17 protein-coding genes are annotated in these 20,231 nt (G+C 53.7%); 13 read left to right on the plus strand and 4 right to left on the minus strand.

The features are described 5' to 3' along the window. The first annotated feature begins 9 nt into the window (after window positions 1-9). On the plus strand, window positions 10-873 hold the full coding sequence (locus QZT94_RS05495; RefSeq protein ID WP_270626669.1) for a serine hydrolase domain-containing protein: 864 nt from the start codon (window positions 10-12) through the stop codon (window positions 871-873). Here the strand turns inward: QZT94_RS05495 and QZT94_RS05500 are convergent. After that, window positions 870-1,670: an exodeoxyribonuclease III gene (locus QZT94_RS05500; protein ID WP_270626668.1), complete on the minus strand. Its 801-nt coding sequence runs from the start codon at window positions 1,668-1,670 to the stop codon at window positions 870-872. The genes QZT94_RS05495 and QZT94_RS05500 overlap by 4 nt on opposite strands. 41 nt (window positions 1,671-1,711) lie before the next feature. Between QZT94_RS05500 and pyrE the strand changes: the two genes are divergently transcribed. The 6 genes from pyrE to carB all read left to right on the plus strand — a co-directional run bounded on the left by pyrE (window position 1,712) and on the right by carB (window position 10,185). Then, window positions 1,712-2,287, plus strand: a complete 576-nt coding sequence (pyrE, locus tag QZT94_RS05505; RefSeq protein ID WP_270626782.1) for an orotate phosphoribosyltransferase — start codon at window positions 1,712-1,714, stop codon at window positions 2,285-2,287. Window positions 2,288-2,289: 2 nt separating this feature from the next. Beyond that, window positions 2,290-3,063: an SDR family NAD(P)-dependent oxidoreductase gene (locus QZT94_RS05510; RefSeq protein ID WP_270626666.1), complete on the plus strand. Its 774-nt coding sequence runs from the start codon at window positions 2,290-2,292 to the stop codon at window positions 3,061-3,063. Between the two features lie 3 nt (window positions 3,064-3,066). Then, window positions 3,067-3,696, plus strand: coding sequence for a TrmH family RNA methyltransferase (locus QZT94_RS05515; protein WP_270626665.1), 630 nt, complete (start codon window positions 3,067-3,069; stop codon window positions 3,694-3,696). 55 nt (window positions 3,697-3,751) lie between these two features. Then, window positions 3,752-4,774, plus strand: coding sequence for a class II fructose-bisphosphate aldolase (gene fbaA / locus QZT94_RS05520; protein ID WP_072509228.1), 1,023 nt, complete (start codon window positions 3,752-3,754; stop codon window positions 4,772-4,774). Window positions 4,775-5,699: 925 nt separating this feature from the next. Continuing rightward, window positions 5,700-6,905 (plus strand): glutamine-hydrolyzing carbamoyl-phosphate synthase small subunit, encoded by a 1,206-nt coding sequence (gene carA / locus QZT94_RS05525; RefSeq protein WP_296760771.1) that lies wholly within the window; start codon window positions 5,700-5,702, stop codon window positions 6,903-6,905. Continuing rightward, entirely contained in the window at window positions 6,889-10,185 is a 3,297-nt protein-coding gene (carB, locus tag QZT94_RS05530; protein WP_296773256.1) for a carbamoyl-phosphate synthase large subunit, read from the plus strand. The genes carA and carB overlap by 17 nt, the downstream gene beginning before the upstream one ends. A gap of 99 nt (window positions 10,186-10,284) precedes the next feature. On the opposite strand, the gene QZT94_RS05535 is transcribed toward carB, so the two are convergent. Beyond that, entirely contained in the window at window positions 10,285-13,365 is a 3,081-nt protein-coding gene (locus tag QZT94_RS05535) for a hypothetical protein (RefSeq protein ID WP_296760774.1), read from the minus strand. A gap of 130 nt (window positions 13,366-13,495) precedes the next feature. Here QZT94_RS05535 and QZT94_RS05540 point away from each other — a divergent pair, with 130 nt between their 5' ends. The 4 genes from QZT94_RS05540 to QZT94_RS05555 all read left to right on the plus strand — a co-directional run bounded on the left by QZT94_RS05540 (window position 13,496) and on the right by QZT94_RS05555 (window position 16,559). Then, window positions 13,496-13,873 (plus strand): cold shock domain-containing protein, encoded by a 378-nt coding sequence (locus QZT94_RS05540; protein ID WP_072509233.1) that lies wholly within the window; start codon window positions 13,496-13,498, stop codon window positions 13,871-13,873. 25 nt (window positions 13,874-13,898) lie between these two features. Then, a complete protein-coding gene (locus QZT94_RS05545) occupies window positions 13,899-14,672 on the plus strand; it encodes a DUF3027 domain-containing protein (RefSeq protein ID WP_296760777.1) in 774 nt (257 codons plus the stop codon). 122 nt (window positions 14,673-14,794) lie between these two features. Next, window positions 14,795-16,270, plus strand: coding sequence for an NCS2 family permease (locus tag QZT94_RS05550; protein ID WP_079985800.1), 1,476 nt, complete (start codon window positions 14,795-14,797; stop codon window positions 16,268-16,270). A 151-nt stretch (window positions 16,271-16,421) separates the two neighbouring features. After that, on the plus strand, window positions 16,422-16,559 hold the full coding sequence (locus QZT94_RS05555; protein WP_296760779.1) for a hypothetical protein: 138 nt from the start codon (window positions 16,422-16,424) through the stop codon (window positions 16,557-16,559). Window positions 16,560-16,704: 145 nt separating this feature from the next. Here the strand turns inward: QZT94_RS05555 and serC are convergent, their stop codons facing one another. Further along, the gene (gene serC, locus QZT94_RS05560; protein ID WP_296760780.1) at window positions 16,705-17,847 is read right to left on the minus strand and encodes a phosphoserine transaminase; all 1,143 of its coding nucleotides are present in this window, start codon (window positions 17,845-17,847) and stop codon (window positions 16,705-16,707) included. A 162-nt stretch (window positions 17,848-18,009) separates the two neighbouring features. Between serC and QZT94_RS05565 the strand changes: the two genes are divergently transcribed. Together QZT94_RS05565 and QZT94_RS05570 are read left to right on the plus strand one after the other, a co-directional pair. Next, the gene (locus QZT94_RS05565; RefSeq protein WP_072509236.1) at window positions 18,010-18,696 is read left to right on the plus strand and encodes a metal-dependent transcriptional regulator; all 687 of its coding nucleotides are present in this window, start codon (window positions 18,010-18,012) and stop codon (window positions 18,694-18,696) included. 266 nt (window positions 18,697-18,962) lie between these two features. Next, on the plus strand, window positions 18,963-19,715 hold the full coding sequence (locus QZT94_RS05570; RefSeq protein ID WP_296760782.1) for a C40 family peptidase: 753 nt from the start codon (window positions 18,963-18,965) through the stop codon (window positions 19,713-19,715). Between the two features lie 299 nt (window positions 19,716-20,014). On the opposite strand, the gene QZT94_RS05575 is transcribed toward QZT94_RS05570, so the two are convergent. Further along, a partial coding sequence (locus tag QZT94_RS05575; protein WP_296773258.1) for a hypothetical protein occupies window positions 20,015-20,231 on the minus strand: 217 nt, incomplete at its 5' end.

Here is a 20,231-nt window from a genome sequence, read left to right on the forward strand (position 1 = left end):
AATGCCGCTATGGCTTTTGACCCCGTAGCCGCAGTCCTAGCGCAATTTCCTTTTCCGGTTTCCTGCGCGCTTTTTTCCTTTAAATCTGCAACTTTGCCAGGGAGCTGTCAGCTGCTTGGAAGCTGGGGCGACCAGGATAAAGTCTATCCTTGGATGTCGGTCACCAAGCTGGTAACTTCCCGCACTATTTTGGGGGCAGTAGAAAACGGTGTCCTCGACTTGAGCGAGCCTCTGCCACAGCTAACAGGAGTAAGCGAGTCCCGCCCGGTAAGTGTTGCTGACCTGCTCGCGCACCGCAGCGGCCTGGGTCATGAAAAACGGGAGTTTACCCGCGCGACCGGTAGGCGCCGGGTGTATTCCAATTCTGGATATGAGATTCTTGGTGAACTACTCAGTCAGCGTTCCGGGATTCCTTTCACTACTTGGGCTCAAGAAATGGTGCTTTCACCCCTGGGAATAGAACGCCAACTGTCCGAATCGCCCGCCTGGGGAATGCACGGGAACCTCCGGGAACTCTTGGCATTTGCTATCGAGGCCGCCTGCCCGCGTTTCCTCTCCCCAAAGCTGTTTGCTGCCTGGTCGCGCAGTGATGGGATGCAGCTACCTGGGGTAGTGCCTGGCTATGGCTTTCACCGCGACAATGCCTGGGGATTGGGCTGTGAAATCCGCGGCGCCAAAGACCCACACTGGACGCTGCCTGGCTCCAGCGAGGATACTTACGGTCATTTTGGGCAATCCGGATCCTTCCTATGGATTGACCCTACCTCGCGTCTGGGAGCAGTCTTTTTAGGGCAAGAGCCTTTCGGCGCCCTCCACAAGCAGCTATGGCCGAAGCTAAACCGTGCCCTGCGGGAAGTAGCCCAAACCGCTTAATGGATCTTGGGAGCCACCTCTAAAATCACCGGTACGTGGTCAGATGCCCCTTTGCCTTTACGTTCCTCGCGCAAAGACTGCGCCCCCGTGACCCGTTTTGCCAGGGCAGAGGAGCAGTAGGCAAAATCAATCCGCATTCCCTCATTTCGCGGGAAACGCAGCTGTTTATAGTCCCAATAAGTGTACTGATCAAACAGGTCGCGGGTAACTTCGGTGAAACCGGCATCTGCGAAAGCGAAAAATGCTTCCCGTTCCGGCCTAGACACGTGAGTGGAGTCTGCAAACACCTCCATATCCCACACATCCTGGTCAAAGGGGGCGATATTCCAGTCACCCATCAGTGCTATTTGTGCCTGGGAATCCACCTCTAACAGCGAGGACGTATATTCGCGGAGCCGCTCTAGCCAGGAGAGCTTATAGCGGTAGTGAGGGTGAGAAAGCTCCCGCCCATTGGGAACATAGAGGGAAAAGACCTGCACCCCGCCACATTTTGCGCTGATTGCGCGCGGCTCCACTACCGGTTCCTTCCCCGGATTGCCGTAGGCGGGTTGCCCAGAGAAATCCCGCTGCACGTCCTTAAGACCCACCCGAGAAATAATCGCCACCCCATTCCATTGGTTCGCTCCATGCGCCGCGACCTCGTATCCGGCAGCGGAAAAAGGTTCATAAGGGAACTGTTCGGGGCGACATTTGGTTTCTTGTATCGCCAAAACATCAATGTTTTCCCGCTCTAAAAATGCGCTTACCCGCTCATATCGGGCGCGAATGGAATTAACGTTCCAAGTTGCAATCCTCATGTGCTAACCATATCGGTTACAAAACCGATAAACTGAATGTCATGACCGCTAATGATTCTCAAAAGGCTCGTTTGGTTTCCTTAATCAAAGAGCTATCTGTTAAATACGGCGATTTCACGCTGGCCAGTGGCAAAAAATCCTCATTCTATATTGATTTGCGGCGTTCAACTCTGCATCATGAGGCTTCAGTGCTGATCGGGCATGTATTACTTGACCTGCTAGAAGAAGCCGGCTTTCTGCCAGAGGATATTGACGCAGTCGGCGGGCTGACCATGGGAGCCGATCCGGTGGCCTTCGCGATTATGCAAGCGGCGGCTTCGCGCGGACTCGATATTGATGCGTTTGTGGTTCGTAAAGAAGCTAAAGATCACGGAATGGGACGCCAGATTGAAGGCCCAGATATTGCGGGCAAACAGGTGGTAATCGTGGAAGATACTTCCACTACCGGCGGCTCTCCTATTCAAGCAGCTCAGGCGGCAGAAAAAGCAGGTGCTAAAGTACTCTGCGTGGCGGTAGTGGTAGACCGCGGTGATGTAGCGAAGCAAAAGGTTAATCAGGCTGGCTGGAAATATCTGGCGGCGCTGGATTTGGCAGATTTAGGAATCGAGGGGGATTAAAGATGTCATGGGTTTTAGTAACTGGGGCTTCCAGTGGGCTAGGGCTAGAGTTTTGTAACCAGCTCGCAGGGCGCGGACACAATGTGGTGATGGTTGCCCGCCGGGAAAATGTTTTGGTGACCGAGGCGCAACGCATCGAGAATTACTATGGGGTTACCTGCGAGGTTCTACCCGCAGACTTGGCTACCCAACCGGGGCTTAAAGCGGTTGCGCGCCGCTTGGCTGCCTCTGAACGCCCGATTTCGCTGCTGGTTAATAACGCTGGTTTCGCCCTGGCAGAAGATTTTGTGGACGGGTCCGCCTCCCAACAGGTGCGGGGGCTAAACGTGATGGTGAGGGCGGTAATGCTGCTGTCACAAACCGCGGCCTCTCGGATGCGCAAGCGTGGACGGGGCGCAATTTTGAATGTGTCCTCGGTAGCTTCCGGTACTGCGATGGGAACCTACGCTGCCCATAAGACCTGGGTGGAAATCTTTAGTTGCGCCCTCGCCGAGGAACTGCGTGGCAGTGAAGTACAGGTAATGGCGCTGAAGCCCGGCACTACCGATACCGGCTTCTTCAGTAAAATCACTACCAAAATCGAGGACGTGCCCACTATTGCCCGGCTAACCCCGGACTACGTGGTGGAACAGGCCTTGAATGACTTGGCGCGTGGCAAGGTCATCTCGGTGCCTTCCCTAATCTTTAAGCTGATGAGCTTCCTAACCTGGAAAGCTCCCCGCTCCCTGGTGTGCCATTTCACCGGTTACCTCCAGCGTGACCGTTTCCGGGTCTAGGGTATGGCTAACGGAGTTGGACCTTGGCCGGGAGGGCCGGAACACTGGCCAGAGGGCGAGCATTGGGATCCGGATTTGCTGGCGGGAGGCGACCGCCGGAATGTGGAAGATCGTTTCCGCTATTGGCGGCGGGATGCTATTCGCGATTTCCTAGACAGTGAACGTTTCCCGTTCCAGGTGGCTATCGAAAACCTCGACCATGATTTCAATATCGGATCCATTGTGCGGTCTGCTAACGCTTTCGGTGCTAACTCGGTACATATTGTGGGGGTACACCGCTGGAATAAACGCGGTGCAATGGTAACCGATCGCTACCAGCATGTAGACCATTTCCCGGACGCGTCCTCTTTTGCGCATTGGGCGCGGCAGAGCGGGATTACCTTGATTGGGATTGACAATGTTGAGTGTTCTCAGCCCCTAGAGGGCGCGCAGTTACCGCAGCGCTGTTGCCTGGTCTTTGGCTCTGAGGCGAACGGTTTGAGTCCAGAAATGATTGCGGAATGTGCCGCAGTTTACGAGATTACCCAATATGGATCTACCCGGTCTATCAATGTAGGAGCAGCTGCCGCCGTTGCCATGTGGGCGTGGGTGATTCAACATAACAAAACCGTGGGACACAAGACCCTGCACTAAGCCTGACCTTGTGAGAGAATGAGACCCGTAAGAACTTTAGAAAAGGAGGGCCACAGTGCCAATCGCAACCCCTGATGTTTATAACGAAATGCTTAACCGCGCTAAGGAAGGCAAATTCGCCTATCCCGCGATTAACGTGACTTCTTCCCAAACGCTGACCGCCGCGATTCGCGGTTTTGCCGAAGCTGAATCTGACGGCATCATCCAGGTTTCCTCCGGTGGTGCGGATTTCTGGTCGGGCTCCACTGTGAATGACCGAGTAGCTGGTTCCCTGGCTATGGCCGCTTATGCTCGTGAAATCGCCAAGGGCTACAACGTTACCGTGGCACTGCATACTGACCACTGCTCGAAAGAGAAAATTGATGGTTGGATTCGCCCGCTAATGGAACTGGAAGCTGAAGAAGTAAAGGCTGGGCGTCTGCCTTTCTTCCAGTCTCATATGTGGGATGGCTCGGCTGTACCGCTAGAAGAGAACCTGGAAATCGCCAAGGAAATGCTAGAGCTGTCCGTTAAAGCCAACACCATCCTAGAGGTTGAAATCGGGGTTGTCGGTGGCGAAGAAGACGGCGTTGTTGGGGAAATCAACGAAAAGCTGTACACCACTGCTGAAGATGGTCTAAAGACTGTTGAAGCTCTAGGTTTGGGCGAGAAGGGTCGTTACATTACCGCTTTGACCTTCGGGAACGTACACGGTGTTTACAAGCCCGGTCACGTTAAACTGCGCCCAGAAATCCTAGGCGACATCCAGAAAGAGGTCGGAGCTAAAGTCGGTAAAGAAATGCCGTTCGACCTGGTAATGCATGGTGGTTCTGGCTCTACTGCCGAGGAGATTGCTACTGCGGTTCGCAACGGTGTTATCAAGATGAACGTAGACACCGATACCCAGTACGCCTTCACCCGTCCGGTAGCTGACTGGATGCTAAAGAACTATGACGGTGTGCTGAAGATTGATGGCGAGGTCGGCAACAAGAAGCAGTACGACCCGCGTTCTTGGGGCAAAGCTGCCGAAGCTGGTATGGCGGCGCGCGTAGTTGAGGCTTGTGAACGCCTCGGCTCGGTCGGCACCAAGATGAAGTAACTCTGCTGTTTAGCTAGTTACCTAAAGATTCAAGGGTAGCCCTGGCGGATTTTCCGCCAGGGCTACCCTTTTTCTTGCGCTTTTCGTGGGTTAATGCCGGGTTAATACCCAAAAGGGCATTAGCTCGGCATTAGCCCCTTTTTGTTACCGAAACTTACTACCGGAAACAAGATCGCCCTCCCGTAACCTAATCACTTTCCTGGCACTACGTATTTAAGGGACAAAACCACCCTCCCGCGACATGAATACCCTCAGGTGACAAACCTGCCCTCTCAGAATCGAGTTACCCTCCCGTAACCTAATCACTTTCCCGGCACCACGTATTTAAGGGACAGAACCACTCTCCGGCAACCGAATCGCCCTCCGGGGTTGGTGTTTTTGGGTGGATAATTCGTATTTTTCTTGTCTGTGGAGGGTGTTTCTGTTTGTGGAGGGCGTTATTGTCTATGGAGGGTGCTTTTGCTCGCGTTTCTTCCTGATACCTGACGAAATCGCCCTCCGTGGAGGGTGATTTTGTCTAACGAGGGTGGTTTTGCTGGCTTTTCTGCCGATTATTTGACCGAACCACCCTCCCGCGACGAAACCACCCTCCCGAGTCGTGTTGGAGTCGCTAGAACCGGGTCTTTTTTACCGCGCTGGAGGGTGATTTTGTCCGGGGAGGGCGCTATTACCCGCTTTTTCTCCTCTTGCCTGACGAAAGTACCCTCCAGGAACCGAATCGCCCTCCGGCGACAGAATTACCCTCCCAATAGAAACGGTTTTGCCGCAGCTACCAGGCAGTGGACAAAAATCACTTCTGGGCGGATGGTTACGCTATTATTAGGGGCAGTGAAACTCTTAACCATTTGCTCGCGCCCGCTTGGTGCGAGCAATTTTTCTATACGCCCTCGCCCGCAAGGCTCAAGCGTAGAAAAGGAGTAATCGTATGCAGCAGAACTCCTCGGATTTGGCCTTAATCGTGCTGGAGGACGGCTTTATCGCGAAAGGCAAAGCCTGGGGCAAGCGGGGACGCGCCCTGGGGGAAGTGGTATTCGCGACCGGCATGACCGGATACCAGGAAACCTTGACCGACCCGTCCTATCACCGACAAATAGTTGTCCAAACCGCGCCTCATATCGGTAACACCGGCGTAAATGAGGTTGATCCAGAGTCAAGCCAGGTCTGGGTAGCCGGATACGTGGTGCGAGATGCCGCCCGACGGGCCTCCAATTGGCGCGCTACCGGCGACCTGGAAAACCTGTTAAAAGCCCAGGACGTGGTGGGTATTTGCGAGGTAGATACCCGCGCCCTCACCCTGCATTTGCGTGAAGCCGGCGCCATGCGGGGCGGAATCTTTTCTGGTGATGCTCTCCCGGCGGGGGCTGCCTATCTTGACCAGGCTACCCGCGACCTGTTGGTGTCGGTTGTGCGAGACCAGCCGGTGATGATCGGAGCGGCGTTGGCTGCCGATGTGAGCACCCCGGAAAAATATGTAGTGGAGCCCGCCGGTGAATATGTAGGTAAAGAACCTTTAGCGGTGGTGGCAGCCCTAGATTTGGGGATTAAGGCGCGCACTCCCGAGCAGATGGCGTTGCGCGGAATCCAGGTTCATGTGTTTCCGCAGCACTCTAACTTTGCCGACATTATGTCGGTGAATCCCGATGGGGTGTTTTTCTCTAACGGCCCGGGTGACCCGGCCTCAGCAGACCACGAAGTAGCCTTAGCGAGGGCGGTGCTGGATGCCAGGCTTCCCTTCTTCGGGATCTGTTTCGGGAACCAAATCCTGGGGCGCGCCTTGGGGTATGGAACTTACAAGCTCGCCTATGGTCACCGCGGCGTAAATCAGCCGGTGGTAGATCGCGAAAGTGGGAAAGTGCAGATAACCGCCCATAACCACGGTTTTGCGGTAGATGCCCCGGCTGAACATCCTTCGGTGGCACCTTTTGATGGCGGACGCTATGGGCGGGTAGAAGTATCTCACCTGGCGCTAAATGATGGGGTAGTAGAGGGGTTGCGCGCCCTCGACTTGCCGGCTTTCAGCGTACAGTACCATCCGGAGGCAGCGGCCGGCCCCCACGATGCCCAATATCTCTTTGATAAGTTCCTAACCATGATGCAGGAAGCGAAGGAAAAATATGCCACGCAGAACTGATCTTAAATCTGTCCTAGTTATTGGTTCCGGGCCGATTCAAATCGGTCAGGCCTGCGAGTTCGACTATTCCGGCAGCCAAGCTTGCCGCGTGCTTAAAGCGGAAGGGTTGCGGGTCATTTTGGTTAATTCCAACCCGGCAACCATTATGACCGATGCGCAAATGGCGGACGCTACCTATATTGAGCCGATAACCCCGCAGGTGGTGGCGTCGATTATTGAAAAGGAACGCCCGGACGCTTTGCTGCCTACTTTGGGGGGACAAACCGCACTAAACACTGCGATTGCCCTGTCCCAAGATGGCACCCTGGAAAAATACCAGGTGGAGCTGATTGGTGCCAGCGCTAAGGCAATCAACGCCGGTGAAGATCGCGAAGAGTTTAAGCAGGTTGTTCACCGCTGCGGTGCGGAAGTGGCTCGTTCTTTTATTGCTCACAATCTGGCTGACTGCCGGGCAGCTGCCGAACAGCTGGGATATCCCCTGGTGGTGCGTCCTTCATTCACGATGGGTGGTATGGGTTCCGGTATTGCCTATAACGAGCAGGATCTGATTCGCATCGCCGGGGGAGGAATGGCTGATTCCATTACCTCCGAGGTTCTCCTGGAAGAATCGATTCTGGGCTGGAAAGAATACGAATTAGAGCTGATGCGCGACAAAGCCGATAACGTGGTCGTGGTCTGCTCTATCGAAAATGTGGATCCGGTAGGGGTACATACCGGCGATTCCATTACGGTGGCTCCCGCGCTTACGCTAACTGACCGGGAGCTGCAGAATCTGCGCGATATCGGGATTAACGTTATCCGGGAAGTCGGGGTAGATACCGGCGGGTGTAATATCCAGTTCGCGGTTCACCCGGATACTGGTCGGGTAGTAGTTATCGAGATGAACCCCCGAGTGTCTCGCGCTTCTGCCCTGGCCGCGAAAGCTACCGGTTTCCCGATTGCGAAGCTGGCCGCAAAATTGGCGCTCGGCTACACCCTGGACGAGATTCCCAACGATATTACCGGCTCGACTCCGGCTTCTTTCGAGCCCACTTTGGACTATGTGGTGGTCAAAGTGCCACGTTTTGCGTTTGAAAAATTCCCGGCCGCTGACCCCACCCTAACTACCGCTATGAAGTCGGTAGGTGAAGCGATGGCGTTGGGACGCAACTTTACTGAAGCCCTGCAAAAAGCGATGATTTCGATTGATAAAGCGGGTACTTATTTCCGTTGGGATTTGCCGCTTTCAGCCTCTAAAGAGGAGCTATTAGAGCAGGTCAAGACACCTACAGAGCAGCGCCTGATTCAAGTGATGGACGCGATTAGGGCAGGGGCGAGCCTAGAGGAACTCTATGAAGCTACCCGGATTGACCGCTGGTTCTTAGATCAACTGTTCTTACTGGACGAGGTCGCGCAGCAACTTCACAGCGCCGAAGCGCTCACCCCGCAGCTGCTTACAGAGGTCAAACGCCACGGGTTCTCTGACTTGCAGATTGGGCAGATTCGCAGTGTATCTGACCAGTTAGTACGGGAGGTACGTAAAGCGTTTGGGATTCGCCCGGTCTATAAAACGGTAGATACCTGCGCGGGCGAGTTTCCTGCCCAAACCCCCTACTACTATTCCAGCTATGATTTGACCAGCGAAGTTAAACCGCGTCAGCGCCCAGCGGTGATTATTTTAGGTTCTGGACCGAACCGGATTGGGCAAGGGATTGAGTTCGATTATTCCTGTGTGCACGCCACTCAGGAACTGCAAGCTGACTATGACACGGTGATGGTGAACTGCAACCCGGAAACGGTGTCTACGGACTATGATATTTCTTCCCGCCTCTATTTCGAGCCACTCACTTTTGAGCACGTGATGGAAGTTTACGAGGCAGAATGCTCAGCCGGGCCGGTAGCGGGGATGATTGTGCAGCTTGGGGGACAAACCCCGCTTTCACTAGCGTCTCGTCTACAGGCGGCCGGGGTGCCGATTGTGGGTACTCCGCCGAGTGCGATTGATGCCGCAGAAGACCGTGAACTTTTCGGGCGCGTCCTTGATGAGGCGGGGCTGCCTGCTCCTGCCCATGGCACTGCTACTACCCCGCAACAAGCCTTTGAACAGGCTGAAAAGGTTGGCTACCCGGTTTTGGTGCGTCCGTCCTTTGTATTGGGAGGACGAGGAATGGAGATCCTGTATTCACGGGAAGAACTCGACTCCTACCTGCATCGTTACAATCTGTCTGATCCTACGGTAATGACCGGACCGCTGCTGATCGATCGGTTCTTAGATGACGCGGTCGAGATTGACGTGGATGCTCTTTATGATGGTCAAGAGCTATTCCTGGGCGGAGTAATGGAGCATATCGAGGAGGCTGGAATTCACTCGGGTGATTCTTCTTGCGTGTTGCCCCCGATTACCCTGTCGGACGCGATTATTTCCCATATTCGCACCTCGACCGAGAAAATCGCGGCTGGGGTAGGGGTGCGCGGTCTGATCAATATCCAGTACGCCCTGGTCAGCGGGGTGTTGTATGTGATTGAAGCTAACCCGCGCGCTTCCCGCACCGTGCCTTTTGTAGCGAAAGCTACCGGAGTTCCTTTAGCTAGGGCAGCTGCCTTGGTGATGATGGGTTCTTCTATTGCACAGCTGAAACAGCGCGGCTATCTGCCTGCCGATGATTCCGATTTTGCTACCCCCGGTCGCCCGATTGCGGTGAAAGAAGCGGTACTTCCGTTTAAACGTTTCCGGGATAAGGACGGGCGGATAGTCGATACCGTCCTCGGCCCTGAAATGCGCTCTACCGGGGAAGTCATGGGTTATGATCGGGATTTCCCCACTGCCTTTGCCAAGAGCCAAACCGCGGCCTACGGGAATCTTCCCACCTCCGGAACCGTTTTCGTATCCGTCTCTGACCAGGATAAACGATCTTTAGCTTTGCCGGTCTCCCGCCTGTTTGACCTGGGATTTTCGATTATGGCTACTTCCGGTACGGCAGCTTTGCTGCGCCGTTACGGAATCCCCCTTACCGAGGTACGTAAGGCCAGTCAGGGGATAGGTCCGGGCGGGGAACAAACGGTTGTGGACATGATTCGCGCCGGGCTAATCGACATGGTGATTAACACTCCGGGAACCTCTGGGGCGAGGGCGGATGGTTACGAAATTCGTACCGCCACTACCTCGGCAGATAAACCAATTATCACCACGATTTCCCAGTTCCAAGCGGCGGTACAGGCAATTGAAGCTACCCGAAATCGCTCCTATGGGGTCTGTTCGCTGCAGGAATACGATAAAGCTAAAAAGCGGGATGCCAGTTAGCTACCCGCCACCAAACAAACTAGCGAACATGGGTAACTAAGAGCCCCAGCGCCCTCGCCCCCTAGTTAGCTAGGGAGCGTATTGGGTTTTTCGCTGGTTCTAGCTGCCTAGGCGCTGTTTTGCTACATCATTTTCGGCTAGACGCTGCGCCTGTTCAGTTTGTTGTTTAGCGCGTTGCAGCAAGCGGAGTGCTTCTTGGGTGTCATGGCTACCGGGCTGGTCAAGACGCATTAGCGTACGATTTGCTAGGTCTAGCATGGTGCGCGCTGCCACCCCAACATGGGTGGTGTGCACCCCGATATAGTCATCGACAGCTGCCATTAAAATCGCTATCTGTTCGCTGAGCGGGGCAACTTTTTCTTCAAAAGTTAAAGCAGTTTTGACTTTTTCTGCTGCCTGTAAAGCTGCTTCTTCTGCGCTTGCCTGGCGAACAATCTTGCGTGCCTGCAACAGAAGATTCTCGGTACGCACAGTAGCTTTTAATACTTCGTTTTCCTGCCCCATCTTGTCCATAGCGGTTGCATCTTCAATCAGGTTTTGTGCGCGAGAAAGTAACTTGTGCGCCCCCATGACGTCTTCTCCGATGCGGGCGGCTTTCTGCGGGTCTTGATTTTGAATACGTTCAACAATTAATCGGCATTTAACCAGCTCTTCGCGGCAGTTTACAATTTCACGTTCAAAGGATTGAGTAATCTGTGACACCGGGGTTTGCTGGTGATATAGATTCGTGAAATGGGTAATCTGATCGCGTAGTTTCCGCAAGGGACCAGGCAGGTTAGCGGAAACGATTTGCTGATTTATAGGACGGGACTGTAATTGGGCGGTCGCGAACTCGCCGAAAGCTGCTCGTACCGCGTCTTGCGCATTTACCAGCGCTAATGCGAATGGTTGGGTTACGGTCTTTCCGGAGCGCTCTTGAGCCAACGCCAGCTTGCTGGCACCTTTACGTACCCAGGAATCAGCCTGTCGCAATCCTTTGGTGAAGTCGGGTTGCTGAGAAACCGATTTGGCTGGTGGTTGCGATGGCTGGTTGGGGGTTAAATGGTTTTCTAGCCCTGGTTTGTGCTCTTGAGGACGGGTAGCCGTTTCGTTTTGGCGGGACGTTTTCGGCGCTAGGGCGGGTTTTGAAAGCGGAGCTGCCGGGCGGGATATCGGCGTAGATATTTGGGGACTCTTATGGATAGCTAGCTGCGGGCTAAGTTGGGGAATTGCCTGAGCCGCTGCGGCAACGGGTACTTGCGGAACAGCTTGCGATACCGCCGGGAGCTTCACTTGGGGGCTACCTTGTGGTGACCATTGGGTCTGGTCTTTGCCAGGATGCGCAGTTTCGGTTTGAAGCTGCTGGTTGGGCGTCCCAGCCCGAACGTGGCTCTCAATATGAGGAGTAGCTGCCGGCGTAAGCTGCGCATTTAAGGGGTGCTTCGCTACTTCTGGTTTGCCTGGTTGCTGCGCGGGGAGGGAGCTGGTCGATTCCATCCCGGCAGCCCCCTGTGGGGCTGGAATAGGGGCATTTTGGCTCTGGTAGGTAGGCTGTTCAGTTCGCCCCGCAGCTTTGAGCTGTTCTTGTTCCTGGCGGAAACGGCTAGCTGCCTGAGCGCGAGCCTTCGCCCTCGCAATTTCATCGCGACGCTCTTGACCATAGGCTTTAATCTGAGCTGCCGAAGTAACCTGGGTGTCGTCATCATTGGCTTCGGGGGGAAGATAAGTGGTTGTTCCCGGGTTCAAGACTGAGCTATGAGCCGTTGGAGTGGACACTGGGGCTGCAACCGTTGGTAAGGACGCAGAACCGCTGGCAGCTGCCGGTAACGGGGAGAGGGTCGGGGCTTTAAGAGATGCCTGTAGCGACTGGGCGTTATTTCCCGGCTGCGTTTGCACCGGATTATCCCCTGGTCGTGCCGATGGGGCATTACTACCTGATAGGGTGGTGAATCCTGGCGGTGCTGCTTGCGGAGTGACCGGTGGTATCTGCGGCGAGGGTTGTGCCGTGATATTTGCTTCCTGATTGGTGCGGGCGGCAGCCGAGCGCGCCAAAGCTAGCTGATCTAGCTCTGCTAAAGAAGGAACTTTCCCGTTTTCAGATTTAAAATCCGGGCTAAATGGTTGCGCATTAGTCGAGGGCGCAGCGGAAAGCGGAGCCGGAGCGTTTGACTCCTTGCGGGATTGGGTAGAAGTAACTGATAGCGAGGAGGAGGAGGGCGGCTCGTCCTTTAACGCATTGCCAGAAGCTAAAACGTTTTCACCGGTAGATGTCGGCAAAGCCGCTTTACTCAAGGCGGGACTTAACTCCGGTTTTGTTTCACTGCGCCTTGATTTATCTTTCTTCTTACCGCGCCCTAGTTTGCGCCCAAAGCGTCGTTTACGTGGCTCCTCGTCCTCGTCCTCGTCAGTTGCTTGTGAGGTAGCAGCATTAACAAGCACCGTATCTTCTCCGTCGAGAGCAGTAGCTACGTTAGGGGTAACAGCCGAATCTACGCCGGGGGTAGCCGGCGTACCTGTATCTGCGGGGTTGCCGTCTGCTTGCTGCTTGCCCTCAGCTTTAGTCGCGCCTGCCTCCTGGTTCTCTTTGGCTGCTAAATGGTCTTTAGCGCGACGGCGCGCTTTAAGTACCCGGGAAAGCACCACAATCACCACAATCAGGGCGATTAGGAACGCAATCATTGCCCAAGGGGTCACCGATAACCCCAGACCCATTTCCGGAGCTTTATCGGAAAGGGCGTCTAGGAAAGCCAATACCGCCTCGGGATATTTTTGCTGGTTAAGTAGAGGAACCATTTTTCCGGCAGCTAAAGCAGATAAGTCCTCTTGGGAGAGTTTTGCGGCATTATCGGCTGAAGCTAAATACATGGTCTGATTAGGGTTATCCGCTACCACCGAGAGCATATAGGAACCTTGAGGAGCTCCCGATTTTTGCAGAGCCATCAAGTTCCAATTGCTAACGGTGTCATTGGAATATTCAGAGGGGAATGCCACATATACGTGCAGTCCCGAACGATCTAGGGAAGCTAGGCGCTCTTTAACTTCCTCCGCCTTAGCACCCATTTTGTTTCCTGGGTCATAAATATGGTTAGAAATTTTTGGTGGTTCTTCCGCGTAAGCCACATTTCCGGTAATAGCGAAACTGGCAAAAAGCGCCGTTATCAGCATTATTGCCAGTAAAGTAGCCTTTTTAACTATTCTCATTTAAGTTTCTCCCTAACTTATGAGACGAGACCGGAGCAGATTAAATCCCCACTTTGCACTATCATATGCAAAGAAGTGGGTTACATGTTGCCTCATGTCACCTAGATTAAGAAAAAGTAGGGAGAAATCAGTGCCAACCGGAAAAGTTAAGTGGTTTGATGCCGATAAAGGGTTCGGGTTTATCACTGCGGATGACGGTTCGCAAGTGTTTTTACATGCCAGCGTGTTACCGGTCGGCGATAAACCTCCCTCGGCGGGAACGCGGGTAGAGTTTTCAGTTGCTGACTCACGCCGTGGTCCGCAAGCCCTATCGGTGCAGGTATTACAGCGCACGCCCTCGGTAGCAAAAAATCTGCGGCGCAAACCGAAAGACATGGTGCCGGTAGTAGAAGATTTGATTAAACTATTGGATGCTTCCTCTGGGCATTTACGTCACGGACGCTACCCAGATAACGGGGCAAAAATCGCGCAGCTGCTGCGGGCAGTGGCACAAGATTTTGATGCCTAGGAGCGTTTACATCAGAAAGACGCATATGAGTGAAACTAATCGACGGAAATCGGGAAAAGTAGATTCTATTCTCGCTGGTGCGATTGATATTGCCCTCCAGGGGCTTTCTCCGATTGCTAAACCGGAAGAAATCGGTAAACATTTAGCGGTAATTAGCGAGGGTGAGCGGCTCGCTACTCACAGTTTTGAATGTTTGAAACCCGGATATCGGGGTTGGCATTGGGTAGCGGTTTTGGCCAGGGTTCCGCGCGGACGCAAAGCCACGGTTTGTGAGATTGATTTACTTCCGGGCGAGGACGCGCTGTTGGCTCGCCCCTGGGTTCCGTGGGCAGAGCGGCTGCGTCCTCAAGATGTTAAACGCGAGGACGTCTTGCCGTATATTCCTGACGATGAACGTTTAGATCAGTCCTACCAGGACACCTGCGCTGAGGACTTGGATAGGCGCACGGTAGAGGAGCTGGGGTTAGGGCGGGCACGGGTATTGTCAGCCGTGGGCAGAAAGCAAGCAGCTAAACGTTGGTATCAATCTGAGCAAGGACCTGCCCGCCGGGGAATAACCCGGAAGAAAATGCCAGAAAATACCTGTTCTACCTGTGGTTTTATGCTTAAGTTGGCGGGCAGTATGCGCACCATGTTTGGGGTTTGTACGAATGAATGGTCGGTTGATGATGGGCGAGTAGTCTCGGTAGATCACACCTGTGGCTCCCATTCGGAAACCGATGTGAAGATAGATACTTCTCCTTGGCAGCCCACTCCCGCGCGCCTGGATGAACTGGATGTGGAACAGGTCGATATTTAACCTTGCGCTCAATTTTCAAGAGCTAGAGTAGTTGCGTGGGGAGATGCAACTAAGTTGCGCATAGCGGGCAAGATTGGGAAAAACCTGGGAATATGCCGATAATAGGGCAGTAAGTAACTTCTATGCCCTTTTGGGCGGATTGGACACTTATCTTGTCATCCCAAGACACGGCGCAAAAGCCGGCAAGTTCCCTTAATCGTTTCTTTAAAATCTCCGAGCGTGGCTCGACCATAGGGAGAGAAGTCCGTGGCGGTGTGGTTACCTTCTTCGCTATGGCATATATCCTGGTGGTTAATGCCGCAATCCTAGGAGTGGCAGCTCCTAAAGATATTAGTCAATCTTCGATTGCCGCCGGAACTGCACTGGTGGCGTGTGTAATGACCCTGCTGATGGGGTTAGTAGCTAACTTCCCGCTGGCGGTTGCTTCCGGTATGGGCTTGAACGCGGTGGTTGCCTTTACTTTGGCTAACCCCGAGGCTTTAGGGCTCAGCTATCAAGAAGCGATGGGCCTTATCTTTTGGGAGGGCGTGGCTATCACCATTTTGGTGCTGACCGGTTTTCGAGAAGCCGTGTTCAAGGCGGTTCCTGCCCAGCTGAAAACCGCGATTAGCGTTGGTATCGGGCTGTTTATCGCGTTTGTTGGTTTGCTCAATGCGGGGATTATTCGCCCCGGGGGAACTCCGGTGCAACTGGGGGTAAATGGCTCGCTTCTAGGTTGGCCGGCGCTGGTTTTCTGTGTTGGTCTGATTGTGATCGTGGTGCTTTACATTCGCAAAGTTCAAGGCGCGATTTTGATTGGAATTATCGGGGCGACCGTGTTGGCCTTTATTGTTCAGGCTTTAACCCATTTAGGCTCGCGCACGGTTGATGAAAAGGCGCTGTCTGGTTGGGCGTCCAATGTTCCCGAGTTGAAGGGTTCCCCGATTTCTTTGCCTGATTTTTCCACTATTGGGGCGATTGATTTCTTTGGAGCCTTCACCAATCCCCATACCACCGCTGTTGGGGTAGTGCTCTTGATTTTCTCGCTAATGCTGGCCGACTTCTTTGACACTATGGGCACTATGGTGGCTGTTGGAGCGGGTGCGGATTTGTTGGACAAGGATGGGAATCCGCCCAAGACCCGCGAAATCCTGCTGATTGACTCGCTTTCCGCTATGGCCGGTGGTCTGGGCGGGGTTTCCTCTAACACCTCCTTTGTGGAATCTACCTCCGGGGTTGGCGAGGGCGCGCGTACCGGTTTAGCTTCAGTGGTTACCGGTCTGCTGTTCGCGGTGTCTATGTTTATTGCCCCGCTGGTAGAACTGGTTCCCTCGGAAGCGGCCTCTACTGCTTTAGTGTTCGTAGGCTTTTTGATGATGGTGAATGTGCGCGACATCGAGTGGACGCGCGCCGACGTGGCTATTCCGGCGTTTATGACCATTATGATGATGCCGTTTGCCTATTCGATTACGGTCGGTATTGGTTTCGGGTTCATCACCTATGTGGTGGTAAAGATTGCTTCCGGGCGGATTGCGCGAATTCACCCTCTAATGTGGGTGGTTTCCGTATTGTTTATCATCTACTTCTGCCTAGGTCCCATCCAATCCCTGCTGTCATAGTCATGCACTGATTATTTCCTAGATTTGCCTAGCACTATCTGGGGGTAATACCCGAATGGGTATTACCCCCAGATATACTTTTATAAACGCTTTATTTGGGAAGTAGGGACTAGCCCGGTAGCAGCTGTAATTATTATTGAAAGTGCAGGTCATGAGGAAAGAATACGATTTTAGCGAAAGTCGGGCTAACCCCTATGCGGAGCATATACGCAAGCCGGTAACCATAAATCTCGATGTCGCCAACATTGACTATTTCAAGTCAGAGGCTGCGCGTACCGGAGTTCCCTAACAAACCATCACCAATATGTACCTGACACAGTGTCGCACCCAGGACAAACACCTAGTATTTACCTAACGGGCGCAGTTACGCGGCAGGCACCATAGGCGTGCGGCAAGGTTAGAGGGGTATGGCAGTCCTAGAGGATGCGCCAAGGCTAGAGGCGATCGATTACATAATCTAGGCAAGCGGTTAGTGCCTGAGTGTCTGCAACCTCGATATTGGGGAAACAAGCCACCCGGATTTGGTTTTGACCCAATGCGCGGTAAGGGTCAATATCCACAATCCCGTTAGCCCGCAGCTGCGCAATCACCGTATCCGCATCAATATCTTTAAAATCAATCGTCACCACTACCGGGGACTGCTCAAGCGGATTCGAGATAAAGGGGCAAACCTCGGGTCGGGAAGCAGCCCACTCATAAAGCACCGCCGAGGACTGGCGGGTGCGTTTCTCCATAGCCGCTAGACCGCCCTCTGCCAGCATCCATTGCACCTGGTCTTCCCATAAAATCAGATTGCCGATAGAGGGAGTGTTTAACGTCTGGTTCTTAACCGAGTTCTTCAGCGCCACCGAAAAATCCAGTACCGGCGGAATCCAGCGCCCTGACCCCGGAGCCTCTTTAATCTCCTGCGCCCGTTCCTGAGCAGCCGGAGAGGCCAGCGCCACCCACAGCCCGCCCTCGGCCGCAAAACATTTTTGTCCCGAAAAATAGTAGACATCGGTCTGGGAAATATCGACCTGCACCCCGCCCGCAATCGAAGTTGCATCTACCAGGTTTAATCCTCCCGCGACCCTCTGCACCGGGCTGAGGGCGCCGGTAGAAGTCTCGTGCGCCGGATAGCAATAGGCGTCGATTCCCTCTTGCTCGCCGGGCAGTAGCGCAATGTCGCTCGCGGTTTCTTGCCCCTGCGCCCTCGCCGAGATGCCCCCCAGTTCAATCGCAGGGTCTTTAAGATGTGGCGCCCCGCTGACGGTCTGGGCAAACTTGGCTCCAAAAGAACCGAACACGGCGTGGGCAGAGCGCTCCCTAATTAAAGAGGACGCCGCCACTGCCCAAAAAGTAGTGGCTCCGCCATTGCCGAGCACTACCTCGTAGCCGTCGGGAAGGGAGAACAATTCCGCAAGAGAATGCCGCAAAGAAGCGACCAGATTTTTAACTGGTGCTTGCCGGTGAGAAGTACCCATCAAGTCACTGTCTGCCAGTTTCGCAAGGGAAGTTTTTCTTATTGAGCTGGGGCCAGAACCAAATTTCCGGTTTTTGGGCAACAAATCTGTGGGAATGAGAACTGTGTTTTCCATAAAAGAAACGTTACTCCAGGTGCATAAATCGCCGCGAATCTGTCCTAAATATTCAACGTTCCATACTCTCGGGGTAATATATTCTCATTTATCGGGTTACCCTGGTGAAAGGTAGCAGCGGGGCAGTCGCATCCCGCGAACGACACAGTGTAAGGGGCATTTATGAGTGACCTGATTGATACCACCGAGATGTATCTGAAAACCGTCTACGAGATGCTAGAAGACGGGGTTCCGCCGCTGCGCGCGCGAATTGTAGAGCGTCTAGATCATTCTGGCCCTACGGTTTCGCAAACTGTTGGTCGAATGGAACGTGACGGTCTGCTTTATGTGGCTGGTAATCGCCGGATTGAATTGACGGAGCAGGGCGCTACTCTGGCTCGGGAAGTGGTGCGCAAGCACCGTTTAGCAGAGCGTTTGCTGCTAGATGTGATTGGTTTGGATTGGGTGATGGTGCACGATGAAGCGTGCCGTTGGGAACACGTGATGTCTGGTGCGGTGGAAATGCGTCTACTCGATTTGTTGCGTCATCCATCTTCCGATCCTTATGGGAATGTGATTCCAGACGATTCGAGTCCGGTAATAGGGGCGGGGGCTTCGGCTGCCCAGATTGTGGAGCAGTACGGCGGAATCGTTGATACCGAGGTTGTGCGGATTGGTGAACCTATCCAAGCTGAGACCAGGATTCTGGGTTTCTTCGCTGAGGCAGCTATTTATCCTGGTAAAGCGGTAAATCTTCAGCCTCAGGGTGTTCAGATCGCGGTGATGGGGGTAGACACCGAAAAAACTGTGTTACTGGACACGTCTTTGGCTCAGCACCTATTTGTTGAGGGTATCTCTGAACGAGATTAACGCTGTTTAAGCTTGGTTTTGGTCTGCAAAAATACCGGTTTTTTCGGGTCGTTTTTCTTATTTTAGTAACGAGGGCGAGTGCGCGTCTTTCTGGACAAAGGGCGTGCTCGCCCTTAAAAAATAAATTCTTCGTAACCAAAACGTGACATTTCGTTATCGAAGCATTATATTTAGTTACGACCGACCGCAAAGTAAAGCATCTCGGGTAGCTCTCGAAGGGTTTTACTGGTCAAACTGAAATAGACACCTAATAGGAGACCTAACACGTGACTTCTCAGAAACTTCAGGCGCGTCATCGCGCACCGCGCCGTCCCTCCACTCCAGTTTCTCAAGTTGCCCAATCCCTATTTTCTTCTGAAAATGGAAAACGTTTGTCGGCGCTCGCCGGCTCGGGGGTTGCCTTAACAGTGGTGGCAGCAGCCGCTATTCCCGCAGATGCTACTGCCGCGAAGCACGTTTCTACTTCTGTAGATTCGGCTCATCTCGCGCAGGGCGCGGTCGAAAAACTAACTGTTAATAAAGCAGTTTCATCTAACGTTGAGCAAGCTGGGCAGTCGGTAAGCGCGGCGACAGTTGCCGGTGCACCTGCTCCTGCCGCAGCTGCTAATGCTGCTGCTTCCGCTTCGCGTGCTTCCGAGCGTTCCTCCGCACAGGCTTCTGAAACTTTCGTAGGTCGCGACCTGGGCAAAGCTGATGGCACTGCCGTGGGGATTGCGATGCAGTATCGGGGGGTTAAGTACAAGTGGGGTGGCTCCACTCCCAGTGGTTTCGATTGCTCCGGGTTTGTTAGCTACGTTTATGCTCAGTTGGGCAAATCAGTGCCCCATTCTTCTGCCGCGATTAGTCGCATGGGAACCAGTCTTCCTCTTAGCCAGGCGCAGCCCGGTGACATTTTGTGGCATCCCGGTCACGTGGCTATCTATGTTGGCGGGGGAAAGATTATTCACGCCCCCAAGCCTGGCGACAGAGTTAAAGTGGCTCCAATTTATCGCGGTACCTGGAAAGCTATTCGCCTGTAGCGACTGCTTGTTTGCCGGCTTCGGCGGCGCGCTGGAGTAACTGCTGTTGCTGATATTCGGCGCTGGTCTGGATGTGTCACTTTCATGCGTGGGTGGCGTCAAAGTAATCTTAAGAAAGCAGCGCCGATAGATTCTTAATAGTTTTTGATGGTTGTGACCCGAGGGAATCCCTCGGGTCAAAACCATTTTTGCTACTTTTCTGCCCCTTTTTTAGTGATTCAGCAGCTTTCCAGCTACTTCCCTTTTTGTCTTAGGAGGGTGTTGATGACTAGGGAGGGCGGAAGTGTTCTGGGAGGGTGTTATTGACACGCATTTTTCCTGGTCGCGTCTGTCTGCCTGACATTATCGCCCTCCGAGGATGGAATCGCTTTCCCGGTTTGAGTAAATCCGCCCTCCTGTTGCAAAATCTCCCTCCAGCAACCGCATGCCCCTACCGCAACAGAACTACCTTCCGGCGACAGAGCTACCTTCCGGCTACAGAGCGACCTTCCGGGGACAGAATCACCCTCCAGCAAC

Origin of the sequence: Varibaculum sp. (genome assembly GCF_008661855.1) — a bacterium.
In the GTDB taxonomy this organism is placed as follows: Bacteria; Actinomycetota; Actinomycetes; order Actinomycetales; family Actinomycetaceae; genus Varibaculum; species Varibaculum timonense_A.

What these genes read in the sequence shown, in the direction of transcription:
- QZT94_RS05495 (WP_270626669.1), top strand. Translation starts at nt 10, where the DNA reads ATGGCTTTTGACCCCGTAGCCGCAGTCCTAGCGCAATTTCCTTTTCCG.
- QZT94_RS05500 (WP_270626668.1), bottom strand. Translation starts at nt 1,670, where the DNA reads ATGAGGATTGCAACTTGGAACGTTAATTCCATTCGCGCCCGATATGAG.
- pyrE (WP_270626782.1), top strand. Translation starts at nt 1,712, where the DNA reads ATGACCGCTAATGATTCTCAAAAGGCTCGTTTGGTTTCCTTAATCAAA.
- QZT94_RS05510 (WP_270626666.1), top strand. Translation starts at nt 2,290, where the DNA reads ATGTCATGGGTTTTAGTAACTGGGGCTTCCAGTGGGCTAGGGCTAGAG.
- QZT94_RS05515 (WP_270626665.1), top strand. Translation starts at nt 3,067, where the DNA reads ATGGCTAACGGAGTTGGACCTTGGCCGGGAGGGCCGGAACACTGGCCA.
- carA (WP_296760771.1), top strand. Translation starts at nt 5,700, where the DNA reads ATGCAGCAGAACTCCTCGGATTTGGCCTTAATCGTGCTGGAGGACGGC.
- carB (WP_296773256.1), top strand. Translation starts at nt 6,889, where the DNA reads ATGCCACGCAGAACTGATCTTAAATCTGTCCTAGTTATTGGTTCCGGG.
- QZT94_RS05535 (WP_296760774.1), bottom strand. Translation starts at nt 13,365, where the DNA reads ATGAGAATAGTTAAAAAGGCTACTTTACTGGCAATAATGCTGATAACG.
- QZT94_RS05545 (WP_296760777.1), top strand. Translation starts at nt 13,899, where the DNA reads ATGAGTGAAACTAATCGACGGAAATCGGGAAAAGTAGATTCTATTCTC.
- QZT94_RS05550 (WP_079985800.1), top strand. Translation starts at nt 14,795, where the DNA reads ATGCCCTTTTGGGCGGATTGGACACTTATCTTGTCATCCCAAGACACG.
- QZT94_RS05555 (WP_296760779.1), top strand. Translation starts at nt 16,422, where the DNA reads ATGAGGAAAGAATACGATTTTAGCGAAAGTCGGGCTAACCCCTATGCG.
- serC (WP_296760780.1), bottom strand. Translation starts at nt 17,847, where the DNA reads ATGGAAAACACAGTTCTCATTCCCACAGATTTGTTGCCCAAAAACCGG.
- QZT94_RS05565 (WP_072509236.1), top strand. Translation starts at nt 18,010, where the DNA reads ATGAGTGACCTGATTGATACCACCGAGATGTATCTGAAAACCGTCTAC.